The organism is Streptomonospora sp. PA3 (assembly GCF_009728995.1).
Taxonomy (GTDB): domain Bacteria; phylum Actinomycetota; class Actinomycetes; order Streptosporangiales; family Streptosporangiaceae; genus Streptomonospora.
The window spans coordinates 161,296-176,085 of sequence record NZ_VTZW01000008.1 but is presented as its reverse complement, the minus strand read 5'-3'; the positions used below and the strand labels follow the sequence as shown (position 1 = coordinate 176,085).

The 14,790-nt window shown below is 75.8% G+C and carries 14 protein-coding genes; 10 read left to right on the top strand and 4 right to left on the bottom strand.

What is annotated here, in order from left to right; genetic code table 11:
* Positions 1–12 precede the first annotated feature (12 nt).
* The 4 genes from FZ103_RS06675 to FZ103_RS06660 all read left to right on the top strand — a co-directional run bounded on the left by FZ103_RS06675 (position 13) and on the right by FZ103_RS06660 (position 4,091).
* Entirely contained in the window at positions 13–954 is a 942-nt protein-coding gene (locus FZ103_RS06675; RefSeq protein ID WP_155999660.1) for a MoxR family ATPase, read from the top strand.
* A 4-nt stretch (positions 955–958) separates the two neighbouring features.
* Positions 959–2,089, top strand: a complete 1,131-nt coding sequence (locus tag FZ103_RS06670; RefSeq protein ID WP_186355916.1) for a VWA domain-containing protein — start codon at positions 959–961, stop codon at positions 2,087–2,089.
* Complete coding sequence (locus tag FZ103_RS06665; protein WP_186355915.1) at positions 2,082–3,245, top strand: XdhC/CoxI family protein; 1,164 nt, start codon at positions 2,082–2,084, stop codon at positions 3,243–3,245. The genes FZ103_RS06670 and FZ103_RS06665 overlap by 8 nt, the downstream gene beginning before the upstream one ends.
* A gap of 207 nt (positions 3,246–3,452) precedes the next feature.
* Positions 3,453–4,091, top strand: coding sequence for an NTP transferase domain-containing protein (locus tag FZ103_RS06660; protein ID WP_155999654.1), 639 nt, complete (start codon positions 3,453–3,455; stop codon positions 4,089–4,091).
* Between the two features lie 370 nt (positions 4,092–4,461).
* Here the strand turns inward: FZ103_RS06660 and FZ103_RS06655 are convergent, their stop codons facing one another.
* The 4 genes from FZ103_RS06655 to FZ103_RS06640 all read right to left on the bottom strand — a co-directional run bounded on the left by FZ103_RS06655 (position 4,462) and on the right by FZ103_RS06640 (position 9,302).
* Positions 4,462–5,358 carry an aldose 1-epimerase family protein gene (locus FZ103_RS06655; protein ID WP_186355914.1) on the bottom strand — a complete coding sequence of 299 codons (897 nt, stop codon included), beginning with the start codon at positions 5,356–5,358 and terminating at the stop codon, positions 4,462–4,464.
* A gap of 136 nt (positions 5,359–5,494) precedes the next feature.
* Entirely contained in the window at positions 5,495–8,179 is a 2,685-nt protein-coding gene (locus tag FZ103_RS06650; RefSeq protein ID WP_155999651.1) for a protein kinase, read from the bottom strand.
* A 152-nt stretch (positions 8,180–8,331) separates the two neighbouring features.
* Entirely contained in the window at positions 8,332–8,652 is a 321-nt protein-coding gene (locus tag FZ103_RS06645; protein WP_343233414.1) for a DUF2470 domain-containing protein, read from the bottom strand.
* A gap of 104 nt (positions 8,653–8,756) precedes the next feature.
* On the bottom strand, positions 8,757–9,302 hold the full coding sequence (locus tag FZ103_RS06640; RefSeq protein ID WP_155999648.1) for a YceI family protein: 546 nt from the start codon (positions 9,300–9,302) through the stop codon (positions 8,757–8,759).
* Between the two features lie 199 nt (positions 9,303–9,501).
* Here FZ103_RS06640 and FZ103_RS06635 point away from each other — a divergent pair, with 199 nt between their 5' ends.
* From FZ103_RS06635 to efp, 6 genes are all read left to right on the top strand, one after another.
* Entirely contained in the window at positions 9,502–10,206 is a 705-nt protein-coding gene (locus FZ103_RS06635) for an SseB family protein (protein WP_186355913.1), read from the top strand.
* A 70-nt stretch (positions 10,207–10,276) separates the two neighbouring features.
* Positions 10,277–11,140: an A24 family peptidase gene (locus tag FZ103_RS06630; protein ID WP_155999645.1), complete on the top strand. Its 864-nt coding sequence runs from the start codon at positions 10,277–10,279 to the stop codon at positions 11,138–11,140.
* A 51-nt stretch (positions 11,141–11,191) separates the two neighbouring features.
* Entirely contained in the window at positions 11,192–12,376 is a 1,185-nt protein-coding gene (aroC, locus tag FZ103_RS06625) for a chorismate synthase (RefSeq protein ID WP_155999642.1), read from the top strand.
* A gap of 64 nt (positions 12,377–12,440) precedes the next feature.
* Positions 12,441–12,968: a shikimate kinase gene (locus FZ103_RS06620; RefSeq protein ID WP_155999639.1), complete on the top strand. Its 528-nt coding sequence runs from the start codon at positions 12,441–12,443 to the stop codon at positions 12,966–12,968.
* A complete protein-coding gene (gene aroB / locus FZ103_RS06615; protein WP_155999636.1) occupies positions 12,965–14,047 on the top strand; it encodes a 3-dehydroquinate synthase in 1,083 nt (360 codons plus the stop codon). Before FZ103_RS06620 ends, aroB begins: the two co-directional genes overlap by 4 nt.
* Positions 14,048–14,192: 145 nt before the next feature.
* Positions 14,193–14,756 (top strand): elongation factor P, encoded by a 564-nt coding sequence (gene efp / locus FZ103_RS06610; RefSeq protein ID WP_186355912.1) that lies wholly within the window; start codon positions 14,193–14,195, stop codon positions 14,754–14,756.
* Positions 14,757–14,790: the final 34 nt, after the last annotated feature.

Genomic DNA, 14,790 nt, shown 5'->3' with positions numbered 1-14,790 from the left:
GAGGCTCGGCCGATGGCTGATGCACCGCGGACCGCCGAGGCGATCACCGGCCCGGAGGAGTTCGCCCGCCGGCTCGACGAGCACGACTACCTGGCCGACGACGGCGCGGCCACCGCCTGCTTCCTGGCCGTGCGCATGGGCCGCCCGCTGTTCCTGGAGGGCGACGCCGGGGTGGGCAAGACCGAGCTCGCCAAGGCGCTGGCCTCCGTCCTGGGCGCACCCCTGATCCGGCTGCAGTGCTACGAGGGCATCGACGCCGCCCAGGCGCTCTACGACTGGGACTACCCGCGCCAGCTGCTGCACCTGCGCGCCGCCCAGGCCGCCGGCGGCGGCACCGATCCCGACCGGCTCGAATCCGGCCTCTACGACCGCCGCTTCCTGCTGGCGCGTCCGCTGCTGCGCGCGCTGGAGGCCAGCAGGGAGGGACCCGGAGTCCTGCTCGTCGACGAGATCGACCGCGCTGACGACGAGTTCGAGGCGTTCCTGCTGGAGTTCCTCTCCGACTTCACCATCTCCATCCCCGAGCTGGGCACCGTCAGCACCGCCGCCCCGCCGGTGGTCGTGCTGACCTCCAACCGCACCCGCGAGGTCCACGACGCGCTCAAGCGCCGCTGCCTCTACCACTGGATGCCCAACCCCGGCTTCGAGCGCGAGGTCGCCATCATCCGCCGCCGGCTGCCCGAGGCCGCCGACCGCCTCGTCCGCCAGGTCGCCGCCGCCGGGCAGCGGCTGCGCGGCACCGCAGCCGACGGCCCCGACCTGATCAAGCCGCCCGGCGTGGCCGAGACCATCGACTGGACCGCGGCGCTGGTGGCCCTGGGCGCACGCGAGCTCGACCCCGACTCCGCGGCCCGCAGCCTCGGCGCGCTGATCAAGCACCGCGAGGACCACGAGGCCGTCCGGCTCACGCTGGCGTCGCTGCTCAACGGGCACGACACGGCCGCGGTGGGGTGAGGGTGTGCACACCGCCGGCCGCGACGCCACCGAAACCCTCCTCGGGTTCGTGCGCACCCTGCGCGCGGCCGGAGTCGGCGCCGACACCGGCCGCGCCGCGGCCTTCCTGCGCGCCGTCGACACCCTCGACGTCACCCGCCCCGGACCCGTCTACTGGGCCGGGCGCCTGACCCTGTGCTCCAGCGGCGCCGAGCTGGCCCGCTACGACGCCTGCTTCGCCCACTACTTCGGCGGCGCCCGCCCCGCTCCCGCCCCCCTCGGCCGCACCCTGGCCACCACCGCCCCGGCAATGTGGAACCCGCCCGCCCCCGGCGATGGGGACGCCGACACCACCGGGCTGCTCGCGGCCGGCGACACCGAGGTGCTGCGCTCGGCCGACATGGCCGCCCTCACCCGCGAAGAGCGCGCGGCGGTCGCCCGGCTGGTCTCGCGCATCAGCGCCGACCGCCCGCGGCGCCGCACCCGCCGGCTGCGGCCGGCCGCGCACGGGCGGTTGGACCACCGCCGGATGCTGCGCGCCGCGCTGCGCACCGGCGGCGATCCCGTGCGGCTGCCGCGCCGCCACCGCTCCACCCGGCCCCGCCGCGTCGTGCTGCTCATCGACATCAGCGGCTCCATGGCGCCCTATGCCGACGCCCTGCTGCGCCTGGCCCACGTCGTGGTGCGCGGGCACCCCGGCCACACCGAGGCCTTCAGCGTGGGCACCCGGCTGACCCGCCTCACGCCCCAGATGCGCATGCGCGACCCCGCCGCCGCGCTGGCCGCCGTCGCCGAGGCGATCCCCGACTGGAGCGGGGGCACCCGCCTGGGCACCGAACTCAAGGAGTTCCTGGACCTCTACGGCCGCCGCGGTGCCGCCCGCGGCGCGCTGGCCGTCATCGCCTCCGACGGCTGGGAGCGCGGCGACGCCGCCCTGCTGGGCACCCAGATGGCCCGGCTGGCGCGGCTCGCCCACCGGATCGTGTGGGTCAACCCGCACAAGGCCCAGCCCGGCTATGCTCCGCTCACCGCGGGAATGCGGGCCGCCTGGCCGCACATCGACGACTTCGTGTCCGGCCACAGCCTGGATGCGCTGGAAGAGCTCGCCACCGCCGTCATCGGCGGTCGGCGCGAGGGAGGAGGGCCCCGTGCGTGACATCCGCACCGCCGTCGCCGACATGTACGCCGCAGGCGACACGTTCGCGCTGGCCACGGTCATCGACACCTACCGCAGCGCCCCGCGCGAGGCGGGGGCGGCCATGGCCGTGGGAGCCGGAGGCGAGGTGGCCGGCAGCGTCTCCGGCGGCTGCGTCGAAGGCGCCGTCTACGAGCTGGCCCAGCAGGTCATCTCCACCGGCGAACCCGCCCGCGCCACCTACGGCGTCAGCGACGACGACGCCTTCGCCGTCGGACTGACCTGCGGCGGCACCCTGCACGTGCTGGTCGAGCCGGTCGATCCGGCCCGCCATCCGCACCTGGGCGCGATCATCGCCGACATCGAGTCCCACCGCCCGGTCGCCGTGGCCACCGTCGCCGGCGGCCCCGGCCGCCTCGGTGCCCGGCGCGTGATCCGGCCCGACGGCGCCGAGGGCGACCTGGGCGGGCGCCGCCTGGAGGCCGCCGTCGACGACGACGCCCGCGGCATGCTCGCCCAGGGCAGCACCGGCATCCTGCGCTACGGCGCCGACGGCCAGCGGCGCGGCGACGAGCTGGAGGTGTTCGTGCAGTCCTTCGCGCCGGCGCCGCGGATGCTGGTCTTCGGGGCCATCGACTTCGCGGCGGCCGTCGCCGAGATCGGCGCCTACCTGGGCTACCGCGTCACCGTGTGCGACGCCCGCCCGGTGTTCGCCACCGCCCGGCGCTTCCCGCGAGCCGACGAGGTGGTGGTCAAGTGGCCGCACGTCTTCCTCGCCGAGATCGAGGCGCAGATCGACGAGCGCACCGCCATCTGCGTGCTCACCCACGACCCCAAGTTCGACGTGCCGGTGCTGGAGGTGGCACTGCGCACCCCCGCCGGCTACATCGGTGCGATGGGCAGCCGGCGCACCCACGAGGACCGCATGGCCCGGCTGCGCGAGGCGGGCCTGGACGAGGCGCGGCTCGCCCGCGTGCGCTCGCCCATCGGGCTCGACCTGGGTGCGCGTACCCCCGAGGAGACCGCGGTCTCCATCGCCGCCGAGCTCATCCAGACCCGGTGGGGCGGCAGCGGGCGGCCGCTGTCCGCGACCAGCGGACGCATCCACACCGAACCGATCGCGGCCCGGGGCGCCGCCGGCGCCGACCGGCCCGTGTCGGCGGCGCAGTCGGGGTGACGCCGCCGGCGTCACCCCCGCGCCGGCGCGCTGGGCGACACGCCCGGACGGATCGGGGGCAGACGGCCGGAAGCGGACACCGTCCGGTGTAATCCCCGGTGCCGACCCGCCCGGATCCGCCGCGGCGCCGCCGGTGCCGCGGGGTGTGAGTTTCCTCCGCTCGGAAGTGGCGGACACCGCGAAGGTCCGGCGTGGCATCATCGCGGCATGACGACACGCAAGCGGGGCGAGGGCGCCGAACGCACGGCGCCGGTCGCCGGGCTGCTGCTGGCCGCGGGGAAGGGCAGCCGCCTGGGCCGCCCCAAGGCGCTGGTGGAGATCGCCGGCGAGCGGCTCGTCGACCGGGGCGCCCGGACCCTGCGCGAAGGCGGCTGCGCACCCGTCTACGTCGTCACGGGCGCCGTCGAGGTCGAGACCGCGGGCGCGGCCGCCGTGCACAACCCGGGGTGGCAGGACGGCCTGGGATCGTCGCTGCGGGCGGGGCTGGCGGCCCTGGGCGAGGAGACCGACGCGGTCGTCGTCGCACTGGCCGACCAGCCGCTGGTGACCGCCGCCGCCGTGCGGCGGCTGCTGGCGGCCCACGCCGAGGGGGCCCGCGCGGCCGCGGCCACCTACGCCGGCAACCTGCGCAACCCGGTGCTGCTCGGCCGCGAGCACTGGCCCACCGTCCACGCCCTGGCCGAGGGCGACGTGGGAGCGCGCCCGTTCCTGCGCGCCTACTCCCACCTGGTGACGACCGTGCCCTGCGACGATGTGGCCAGCCCCGACGACATCGACACCCCCGACGACCTCCTGCGCCTGCGCGCCTCCCTCGACGCCGGCTCCGCCGCCCCGCCTCCCGCCTGAGCAGGCGCCGGCCGCGCCGGTTCCAGGAGAAGCCGCGCAGCTCTCCCGAGCGGGCCCGAGACCCGCGACCGCTTACGTCCTGATTAAGAAGACGGTCACCACAGGAGGTTGCGGCAATGGGGCTGTGATGCGCGAAGCGCTGTGCGCCAGCTTGCCGCCGAGCGGCGGTGCACCCTTGTTTCGGAGGCCCGCCACCAATGGTGCGGCTCCATCTGCGAAGAACTGCGGGCCCGGTCGGCCGCAACCGGAGTCAGCACCGCCCCGTCACCGACCACACAATCACTGCCGCAACCCCGATGGCGACCGCCCCAGGCGGTACCCGGTGGGTTCCTGGAACAGCCAGCGCCCCCGCTGTTCTTGAACACGGCCTCTAGAGGCGGGTGATGCCGAACCGCGAACTCGTCTCCTCGCCCGGCTCCAGGACCGTCAGATCGGTGCCGGAGTTGAAGGCGTCGGGCGGGCAGGTCATCGGCTCCACGGCGAGGCCGGTGCGGTGCCGCCCGCCGGGCACACCCTCGGCGCTGAACACCTGCAGCCAGCCCATGGAGGCGTCGGCCCACACCCCCACCGTCTGGCCGCCCGAGCTGAGCACCGTCCAGGCCAACCCGTCGGAGCCGCGCTCCAGGTCCGTGAAGGCGGTGTCGAAGACGGTCGCCCCGATGGGCCGGGACGTGCGGAAATCGTGCTCGGTGCCCTCCACCGGCTCGGGCTCGCCCGAGGGGAGCAGCCGGGCGTCGACGGGCAGCCGCCGGGATGCGGGCAGCTTGAGCACGGCGTCGTCCATGGGCCCGGCCACGGACAGGAACGGGTGGGCGCCGGTGCCGTAGGGGGCGGCGGAGTCGCCGGTGTTGCGCGCCGCCAGCGTCACCGACAAGCCGCCCGAGGCGTCCAGCGCGTACTCGGCGGACAGCTCCAGGCGGAAGGGGTATCCCTCGGCGCCGTCCAGCAGGCAGGTCAGCCGCGCCCGGTCGGCGGAGATCTCCGCCGGCAGCCACGCCTTGGCATAGGCCAGCCCGTGCAGGGCCGCGCCGCGGGAGGGCTCGGTGACCTCCAACCGGTGCTCCACGCCCTTGAAGGAGTAGTGGCCGTCGCGGATGCGGTTCGGCCAGGGCGCCAGCACCAGGCCGTGGGAGGCCGGGGGCGGCTCGTCGGGCGGGACGCTCCAGGTCAGCTCCCGCTCCTTGAAGGCCAGTCGGCACAGCGCCGCGCCCCGGCGGCCCACCGCCGCCCGGTACTCGCCCGCCGCCAACTCGATCGCGTCGCCCACCGGTATGCCGCCCTTTCCACGCCGTTCTGCGGTCCCGGGCGATGATAGTGCCCGCCGCCGCGCCCTCGGCGGTGCGACCCCGCGCGGCCCGGAACCGGGGACGAAGGTCCCTGCGCCGCCGCGGGGCCGGCCCCGCTCAGCCGAAGACGTTGTACAGCGGGATGAGCACGCCGGCGCCCGCCATCAGCAGCCCGCTGGACAGCAGGACCAGGAGCGCAAGCACCGAGCCGGCCACCGCCAGCCGGTAGGCCACCAGCCGCGTGCGCGCCCGCGCCCGGCCCGCAGCCGTGCGGCCCAGCAGCACCAGCAGCGCCCCCAGCACCACCGGAAGCCACCACTGGTCCTCGATCCGCGCCGGAAGCAGCCCGACCACGGCGTCGGCGGCGCCCGCGACCGCGGAGACCACCGGGCTGCGGGAGAAATCCACCACACCGGTGTAGGCGTCGGCGATCGGGCCGGCCTGCTCGGGATAGAAGCCGTCTGCGCGCAGCACGCGGCCCAGGCCGTCCACCAGGCCCGCCACCGCGGCGGGGTAGGCGAACCTGCGGCACCGCCCGGCCCCCTGCGCCCGCTCGATCTGGCGCATGCTGCGGTTGACGCGCCTGCGCTCCTTCTCCTCGCGGCGGCGCGCCCTGCGCTGCTCGGCCTCGGTGAGGGGGCGGCCGTAGGGGGAGCCCGCCCGGCCGTAGGGGGACGTGCCCCAGGGCGGGGCCGCCTGCTCGGGCGGCGGGGCCTGCGGGCCGCCGACGCGCTCGCGCACCCGCTGCCAGCGGTCGGAGGCGGCGTCGGAGAAGGCGGCCCAGCGGTCGCGCCGCCGCGCGCGGTTCTCCTGCTTCTCGCGGTCGCGTTCGGCGGCGCCGAGCCGGGCGGCGACCGGCAGCAGCAGCGATGCGGTCACCAGGGCGGCGTTGGCGGCCAGCGCACCGGAGCGGCGCCGCAGCCCGATGTCGCGCTGCCTGCGCCACCAGTCCACGTGCGGAGCCGGGCTGCGGTGGCGCGGATGCCAGGACTGGGCGCGCAGCCGCCCCCGCTCGCGCCCGGCCGCATCGGGGTCCAGGGCCAGTTCCGCCGCCAGCGCCCAGGCCCCGTCCCAGGCGTGGCGGGGCAGGTCGGCGGCTCCGGCGGCCCCGGCCGGGCCGCCGGAGAGGCCCTGTACCGTGGCCTCGACCTGGCGCATGATCAGCGGCGCCTCGTGCTGGACGTGCTCCAGCAGAGCGCAGCGCCCCGCCCCCTCGGCGCGGCAGCCGGGATGGCCGCACCAGTGCCGCGCCGCCAGGCCCAGCGCCCCCAGTTCCAGGGCCTCGCGCAGCACCGCGTGCCGGCTCGCCCCGCCCCGGGCCAGCGCGAGCACGCCCTCGGCGCTGACGTCCAGGCCCCGAAAGCGCGGCGGCATGCCCGGTACGAACCGGGCCGCCAGCGCGCTGATGGCCAGGTGCACCCGCTCGGGGCGGGCGTCGAGGTCGGTGAGGTAGGTGCGGTCGAAGGTGTAGTCGTTGACCTCCCGGTCCAGCCAGGTGCGCAGGGTCGGCCAGTGGGTGCGCAGCCACACCTCGCCGCGGTCCCACCGGTCCATCAGGTCGAAGGCGAGGCTGGGCGGGTCGTCGTGGGAGGCGTCGGCGAAGCGGATGGGCGCGTACCTGCGGGCCCTGGCGATGCTCGGCCGCTCGCCCGCCAGCCACTGGCGCACCTCGGCATGGCCCCAGCGCGCCGAAGGGGCGGGGGTGAGCAGGCCGCGGACCAGCAGCCGCCAGGACTCGTCGGCGACGGCCGAGACGTCGACCTCGGTGCTGCGCGCCGTCAGCCAGCTCTCGCCGCGCTCTGGGCGCCGCCCGGTCAGCAGCTCGTGCACCATGACACCCAGCGACCACCACGCCGCGGGAGCCTCGCGCCGGCCTTCGACCACCTCGGGGGCGGCGTAGGCCTCGGTGACCGCCAGGCCCCCGTAGACGCGGCTCATCGTGGCCCGCACCGCGCCGCCGAAGTCGGTCAGGGCGAACACGGGCGGGTCGCTGGAGCGGATCAGCAGGTTCTCGGGCTTGACGTCGGTGTGGTTGTGCTGCAGCGCGTCCTGCCAGTGGTGCAGGCACTCGGCGACGGCGGCCACCACGGCTCGGGCGGTCTCCTCGTCGACCGGGGCGCCGTCGATCACCGAGCGCAGCGATCCCTCGGGAAAGTACTCCTGGGCCTCCCAGGCCACGTCCTCGCCCCAGGAGCTGCGCGCGTAGCCGTAGCCGTGGATCGCGGGCGTGTGCGGGTCGCCCTCGCCGCGGGCGCACAGGCGGTCGAGCAGTTCGCGGTTGATGTCGTGTCCGGGGCGGTAGACCTTCAGCGCGACGCGGCGTCCCCGCTCCCGCTGGGCCGCGTTCGTGCGGCCCTGCCTGCGCCCGGCCCCGGCGGGTTCGGCGAGGTAGACGACGGCCTCGCCTCCGGCGCCGATGCGCTCCAGCACGGTGTAGCCGCGCCGCAGCTCGGCGGGCACCGCGTAGTCGATCTCTCCCGCCGGGCCCACCACCACCCGCGCGACCAGCCGCGGGAACCAGGACACCAGGGCGAGCGCCAGGCGGCGCCACCAGGAGGGAGCCGGCCGGGCGGGCGAACCGCCGCCGGCGGCGGGGCCCGTGCGCCTCAGGGCGCGGGTGCGGGCGGCGGGAGCGGCCCCGGCCACAGTGGGGGAGGAGTCGGGCGACCCCGCGTCCTGCGGGCGCAGGACGCGGGTGATCCACCGGGTGCGGGCGCGGTCGGAGTCGAGCCGGGTGGTCGCTGCGGCCGGCTCGATGTTCCGGGTGGGCGAGTCGGGGTCTGCGGACTCGGGATCGACCATCGTGGTGGCGGCGCTCTCAGGGGGATCTCGCTGATGCCCAAACGGCGCCCGAGGGCGCCGGGCCTGTGCCGTCCAGAGTAGGGGAGGCCGGCGGGCCCGAGGGCGCGGCGCGACCCGGATTCGTCCCTGATCCCTGCGGGGCGCCGCAGAGGTCAGTGCCCGCCGTCGTCCTCGCCGACGGGCGCGGTGCCCAGCAGCTCGCAGGCCTCGCGGTACATCCGCACGACCTCGCGGCGGACCTGGGCGCGCTCGACGAGGCGCTGCGACCACGGGATGCGCACCGCGGCCTCGGCACCGTCGACGACGGCGACGTAGTCGCCGCCGGCCTCGTCGACGCCGGTCATCCGCGCCGCGCTCGCCCGGGGCACCCCGCCCAGGGCGCGGCAGATCGCGAGCGTCTCCTGAGGGTGGTCGCGGTTCATGTGGCCGGTGATCGCCGAGACCGCCTCGGGTGTGAACGGTGTATCGGGCACGGCGCTCCTTGGAAACGTGCTGCGGGCCGCGGGAGGCGGGCGCGGGGCCGCCGCCCCGCGGCTCCACGAGCATAGCCCCGGCCGGCGGGCGCGGGCCGGGGCGGCTACTCCTCGTCCAGGGTGAACTCGGCGTCGAGCTCGATCCTGATCCGGTCGGCGACCACCACGCCGCCGCCGTCCATGGGCATCTCGATGTCGACCCCGTATTCGCTGCGGCTGATCTCGGTCTCGGCGTGGAAGCCGACCCGCAGCAGGCCGTAGGGGTCGCGGGTGACGCCGTTGAACTCCAGCCGCAGCTCCACCGGCCGGGTGTTGCCCTTCACGGTGAGGTCCCCGTCCAGCAGGAAGTCCTCGCCGGAGGTGCGGATCCCGGTGGACTCGAAGATCCACTGCGGATGGGTGGCGGTGTCGAAGAAGTCGGCGGAGCGGACGTGGTTGTCGCGCTGCTCGTTGTCGGTGTTGATGGAGTCGGCGTCGATGGTGGCGCGCACCGACGACTGCATCGGGTCCTCCGGCACGGTCAGCACCGCGTCGAATCTCTCGAACCGGCCGCGCACCCGGCTGACCATCATGTGGCGCACCGAGAACCCGATGATCGAATGCGCGGTGTCGATCCGCCAGGTCCCCGGCTTCAGCTCCGCGTCGGACATGTCTCCCCCTGCTTGCGTCATCGCCGATGTTCGTGGCTCAGTGTAGTGACGTGTGCCTGAAGAGCGACGGTCCGTGCGATCGGCGCCGCCCGCGCGCCGCGCCCGTGTCGCCGCCCGACGGCCGCAGCGCTTCACCTAAGCTGGTCACGACGTCCCGACCGGGGCGGCGCACCCCGAGGAGCAGGAGCCTGGACCCGTCGTGACCCGCCCCACCATCACCGGAGCACAGCGTTTCCGCGACGACGACGGTTCGCCCGATCCCAAGGTCGCCGCCCGGCTGGCCGCCTACGCGCGCGGCGAGGCCGGCGACCGGCAGGTGCTCGCCGCGCTCGGCGAGTCGCGCGTGCTGGTGCCGGTGGTGGCCGTGGCCGGCGAGACCGAGGAGGACGACTCCGGCCTCACCCGCGACAAGACCAGCGACATCGCGCTGCCGCTGATGATCGGTGAGGACGGGCGCCGCGGCGTGCTCGCGTTCACCTGCGTGGACTCGGCCCGCGCCTGGCGCGCCGACGCCCGCCCGGTGCCCGTCACCGCGGCCGAGGCCTGCCGCGCCGCCGTGGACGAGGGCGCCGACGCCGTGGTCGTCGACGTCGCCGGACCGGTCACCTACGCCGTCCAGGGCCGGTTCCTGACGACCCTGGCCGAGCACGGCACCGTGCCGGCGCCCAAGGACGACCCCCAGGTGCTCGCGCGGATCTACCGCGTCACCCACACCGAGTTCGGCATCGAACGGGTGCGCGTCCACGAGTCCGACCGCGCCGACCTCGGTATCCGCCTGGAGCTGGAGCGGCGCGACGACGAGTCGCTGCGCCGCGTCGCCGACCGCCTCACCACCGAACTCGCCCCGCTGCTGCCCGGCGGCGTCGAGCTCAGCGCCGTGGTGCGCGCCGACCGCAGGGCCTGAACCGCCGCCCCCGTCCCCAATCCCGCACCCGCACTGGGCGCCGCACCCGGCGATCGGCTAGGTTCCGGCCATGCCCGGATTCGCCGACATAGCGCTGGCGCTGCTGCTGGGGGCCGCGGGCGCGGGGGCGGGCGCGGCGACCGGCCGGATGGTCCCCCTCTTCGCCCGCCACGAGCCCTCGGCCGAGGACGACGACGCCCCGCCGCCCCCGCCCGCCTGCCCCCACTGCGGCGCCGCCATCCCGTTCCTGCCGTGGCTGCCGGCCGTGCGGGTGCGCGGGTTCGCCCGCAGCGGGCGCTGCCCGGCCTGCGGCGAGCGGGTGCCCTCCTCGTTCGGGGCCGCCGCGGCGACCGCCCTGCTCTTCGCCGCGGTCGGGCTCGCCGTCGGGGTCTCCGGCGCGGCGGCCAACCCGCTGTGGACCGCGGCGCTGCTGTTCTTCGCGGCCGTAGGCGTGCCGCTGGCCGCCGTCGACATCCGCGTGCACCGGCTGCCCAACGCGCTCGTCGCACCGGCCTATCCCGTCGCCGTCCCCCTGGTGGCCGGAGCCGCCGTCTGGCGGCACGCCGCCCGCACGCCCGCCGCCCCCGGCGCGCCGGCGCTCGCCGGCACCGACCTGCTCGCCGTGCTCGGTCCGCTCGGCGGCATGGCCGGCCTCGCCGTCCTGTACTGGCTGCTGTGGTTCATCAACCCGGCGGGCATGGGCTGGGGCGACGTCAAGAGCGCCGGGCTGGTCGGGCTGTACCTCGGCTTCGCCGGAGCCGGCGCCGTGGTGGCGGGCACCCTGGCGGCCTTCCTCTGCGCGTCGGTCTTCGGCCTGGTCCTGCTGGCGCTGCGCCGCGCCACCCGCCGCACACCGATCCCCTTCGGCCCGTTCATGCTCGGCGGCGCGCTGGCGGTGCTGCTGGCGGGCGTGCCCTCCGCGCTGACGGGCTGAGGCGGCCGCCTCGATGTGCCTGCGGGCGGCGGCACGTGACATGATCGGAGCATGTTGCGCTGGCTGACCGCGGGGGAGTCCCACGGACCGGCACTCGTCGCGATACTGGAGGGCCTCCCGGCCGGCGTCGCCGTCACCTCGGACGACATCGCCGCCGCGCTGCGCCGCCGTCGCGCCGGGTACGGCCGGGGCGCCCGGATGAAGTTCGAGCAGGACGAGGTGACCCTGGTCGGGGGCATCCGGCACGGCCTGACCCAGGGTGGGCCGGTGGCCGTGCAGGTGGCCAACTCCGAGTGGCCCAAGTGGGAGCGGGTGATGTCGGCCGACCCCGTCCCGGCCGAGGAGTTGGAGGGCGTGGCGCGCAACGCCCCGCTGACCCGGCCCCGCCCCGGCCACGCCGACCTGGTCGGCATGCAGAAGTACGGCCACGACGAGGCCCGGCCGGTGCTGGAGCGCGCCAGCGCCCGGGAGACCGCCGCGCGCGTGGCCATCGGCGAGGTCGCCCGCGCCTTCTGCCGCCAGGCGCTGGGCGTGGAGGTGCTCAGCCACGTCGTGTCGATGGGCACCGTCAGCGTCCCCGACTCGGTCCAGCCCGAGCCCGGCGACCTGGAGCGCATCGACGCCGACCCGCTGCGCTGCTTCGACCCCGACACCAGCGCCCGCATGGTCGCCGAGGTCGACGACACCAGGAAAGCCGGCGACACCCTGGGCGGCGTCGTGGAGGTGCTGGCCTACGGCCTGCCGCCGGGCCTGGGCAGCCACGTCCACTGGGACCGCCGGCTGGACTCCCGCCTGGCGGGCGCCCTGATGGGCATCCAGGCCATCAAGGGTGTGGAGGTCGGTGACGGCTTCCGCACCGCGGCCCGCCGCGGCTCGGCCGCCCACGACGAGATCGAGCCCGAGCCCGGCAGCGCGGGCGTGCGCCGCCGCAGCAACCGCGCCGGCGGCGTGGAGGGCGGCATGACCACCGGCGAGCCGCTGCGGGTGCGCGCGGCCATGAAGCCCATCGCCACCGTCCCGCGGGCGCTGGAGACCGTGGACGTGGCCACCGGCGAACCCACCCGGGCCCACCACCAGCGCAGCGACGTCACGGCGGTGCCCGCCGCCGGCGTGGTGGCCGAGGCCATGGTCGCGCTGGTGCTGGCCGAGGCGGCGGTGGAGAAGTTCGGCGGCGACTCCCTGGCCGAGACGGCCCGCAACGCCCGCGCCTACCTGGATACGCTGGAGATCCGCTAGCAGGCGGGCGCACGGCCGGGCGCGGGGCCCGCCCCGGCCGCCGAGGAACGTCGAGGAGACACCGATGAGCACACCGGTCGCGGTCCTGATCGGCTCGCCGGGCGCGGGCAAGACCACGGTCGGCCGGGCCCTGGCGGAGCGGCTGGGCGTCGCGCTGCTGGACACCGACACCGAGATCGAGGCGCGCGCCGGCAAGCCCGTGGGCGACATCTTCGTCGAGGACGGCGAACCCGCCTTCCGCGCGCTGGAGCGCGAGGTCGTCGCCGCGGCGCTGGCCTCCTGGGAGGGCGTCGTCGCGCTGGGCGGGGGAGCCGTGCTCGACCCCGCCACCGCCGCCGACCTCGCCCACCACCACGTCGTCTACCTGCAGGTGGAGTTCGCCGACGCCGCCAAGCGGGTCGGGCTGGACACCCCGCGCCCGCTGCTGGCCGGCAACCCCCGCACGCGGCTGCGCCGACTGCTGGAGGAGCGGCTGCCGGTCTACGAGGGCCTGGCGCGGGCGACGGTGCCCACCAGCGGCTACCACCCCGAGGAGGTCGTCGACGCCATCGTCGAGGGCCTGCCCCAGCACCACCGGGGCGGCACGCGATGAGCGCCACCCGCATCGCCGTGGGCGGAGCCGCCGAGCCCTACGACGTCGTGGTCGGCAGCGGGGTGTTCGCCGAGCTTCCCGGCCTGGTGGGCGAGCGGGCCGAGCAGGTCGCCGTCGTCCACCCCGAGAACCTCGCCGAACTCGCCCGCCCGGTGGTGGAGGCGCTGGCGAGCGCCGGCCGCACCGCCCACCCCATGCCCGTGCCCGACGGCGAGGCCGCCAAGACGGCCGAGGTCGCCGCCGGGCTGTGGAGCCGGCTGGGCCGGGCCGGCTTCACCCGCAGCGACGCCGTGGTGGGCGTGGGCGGCGGCGCCGCCACCGACCTGGCCGGGTTCGTCGCGGCCACGTGGCTGCGCGGGGTCCGCTGCGTCCTGGTGCCCACCACCCTGCTGGGCATGGTCGACGCCGCCGTGGGCGGCAAGACCGGAATCAACACCCCCGAGGGCAAGAACCTGGTCGGCTCCTTCCACCCGCCCGCCGGGGTGCTGTGCGACCTGGACACCCTGGCCGGCCTGCCCGCGGCCGACTACATCGGCGGCCTGGCCGAGATCATCAAGGCGGGATTCATCGCCGACCCCGCCATCCTCGACCTGGTCGAAGCCGACCCCGAGGGCGCGGCCCGGCCCGGCGGGCCCCACACGCGCGAGCTCATCGAGCGCGCCGTCGCCGTCAAGGCCGAGGTCGTCTCCTCCGACCTGCGCGAGAGCGGCCGCCGCGAGATCCTCAACTACGGCCACACCCTCGGCCACGCCATCGAGCGCGCCGAGCGCTACACCTTCCGGCACGGCTACGCGGTGGCCGTGGGCATGGTCTTCGCCGCCGAGCTGGCCCGGCTGGACGGCCGCATCGACGCCGCCCTGGTCGAGCGGCACCGCAAGGTGCTGGCCTCGGTCGGGCTGCCCACCGCCTACGACGGCGCGGCCTGGCCCGAGCTGCGGCAGAACATGCGCATCGACAAGAAGGCGCGCGGCGCCGTGCTGCGCTTCATCGTGCTCGACGGCCTCGGCGAGCCCGCGGTGCTGTCGGGCCCGCCGCAAGAGCTGCTGGACGCCGCCTACGCGGCCGTCGGCACGACGTGAACCCGGGAAACCCGACGTGAACGCCCCCGCCGGCCAGACCCACTAGACTCGGTGGCGACGACGGCGGCCGACCGCCCCCGCGGCGGCCCGCAGCGGGCACCCGCCCGCCACCGACCAAGCCCGACCCTCTGGAGAGACGACCCAAGTGGCCTCGACGAACGATCTCAAGAACGGCACGACCCTGAAGCTCGACGGCGGTGAACTCTGGAACGTCGTGGAGTTCCAGCACGTCAAGCCCGGCAAGGGCGGAGCGTTCGTCCGCACCAAGCTGAAGAACGTGACCTCGGGCAAGGTCGTCGACAAGACCTTCAACGCCGGCGCCAAGGTCGAGATCGCCAACGTGGACCGCCGCGAGATGCAGTACCTCTACAGCGACGGCGAGTCCTACATCTTCATGGACACCGAGACCTACGACCAGCTGCCCGTCGACGCCAAGGTGGTCGGCAAGAACGCCGACTACCTGCTCGAAAGCGCGATGGTCACCGTCGCCGTCAACGAGGGTGTGCCGCTCTACATCGAGCTGCCCGCCGCCGTGGAGGTCGAGGTCTCCCAGACCGACCCCGGCGTGCAGGGCGACCGCTCCACCGGCGGCACGAAGCCGGCCACCATCGAGACCGGCGCGGTCATCCAGGTCCCGCTGTTCATCACCACCGGCGAGCGCGTCAAGGTCGACACCCGCACCGGCGACTACCTCGGCCGCGTCAACTGATGGCGCCGACTGCGATCGGCGGTCCGGGCGCCCG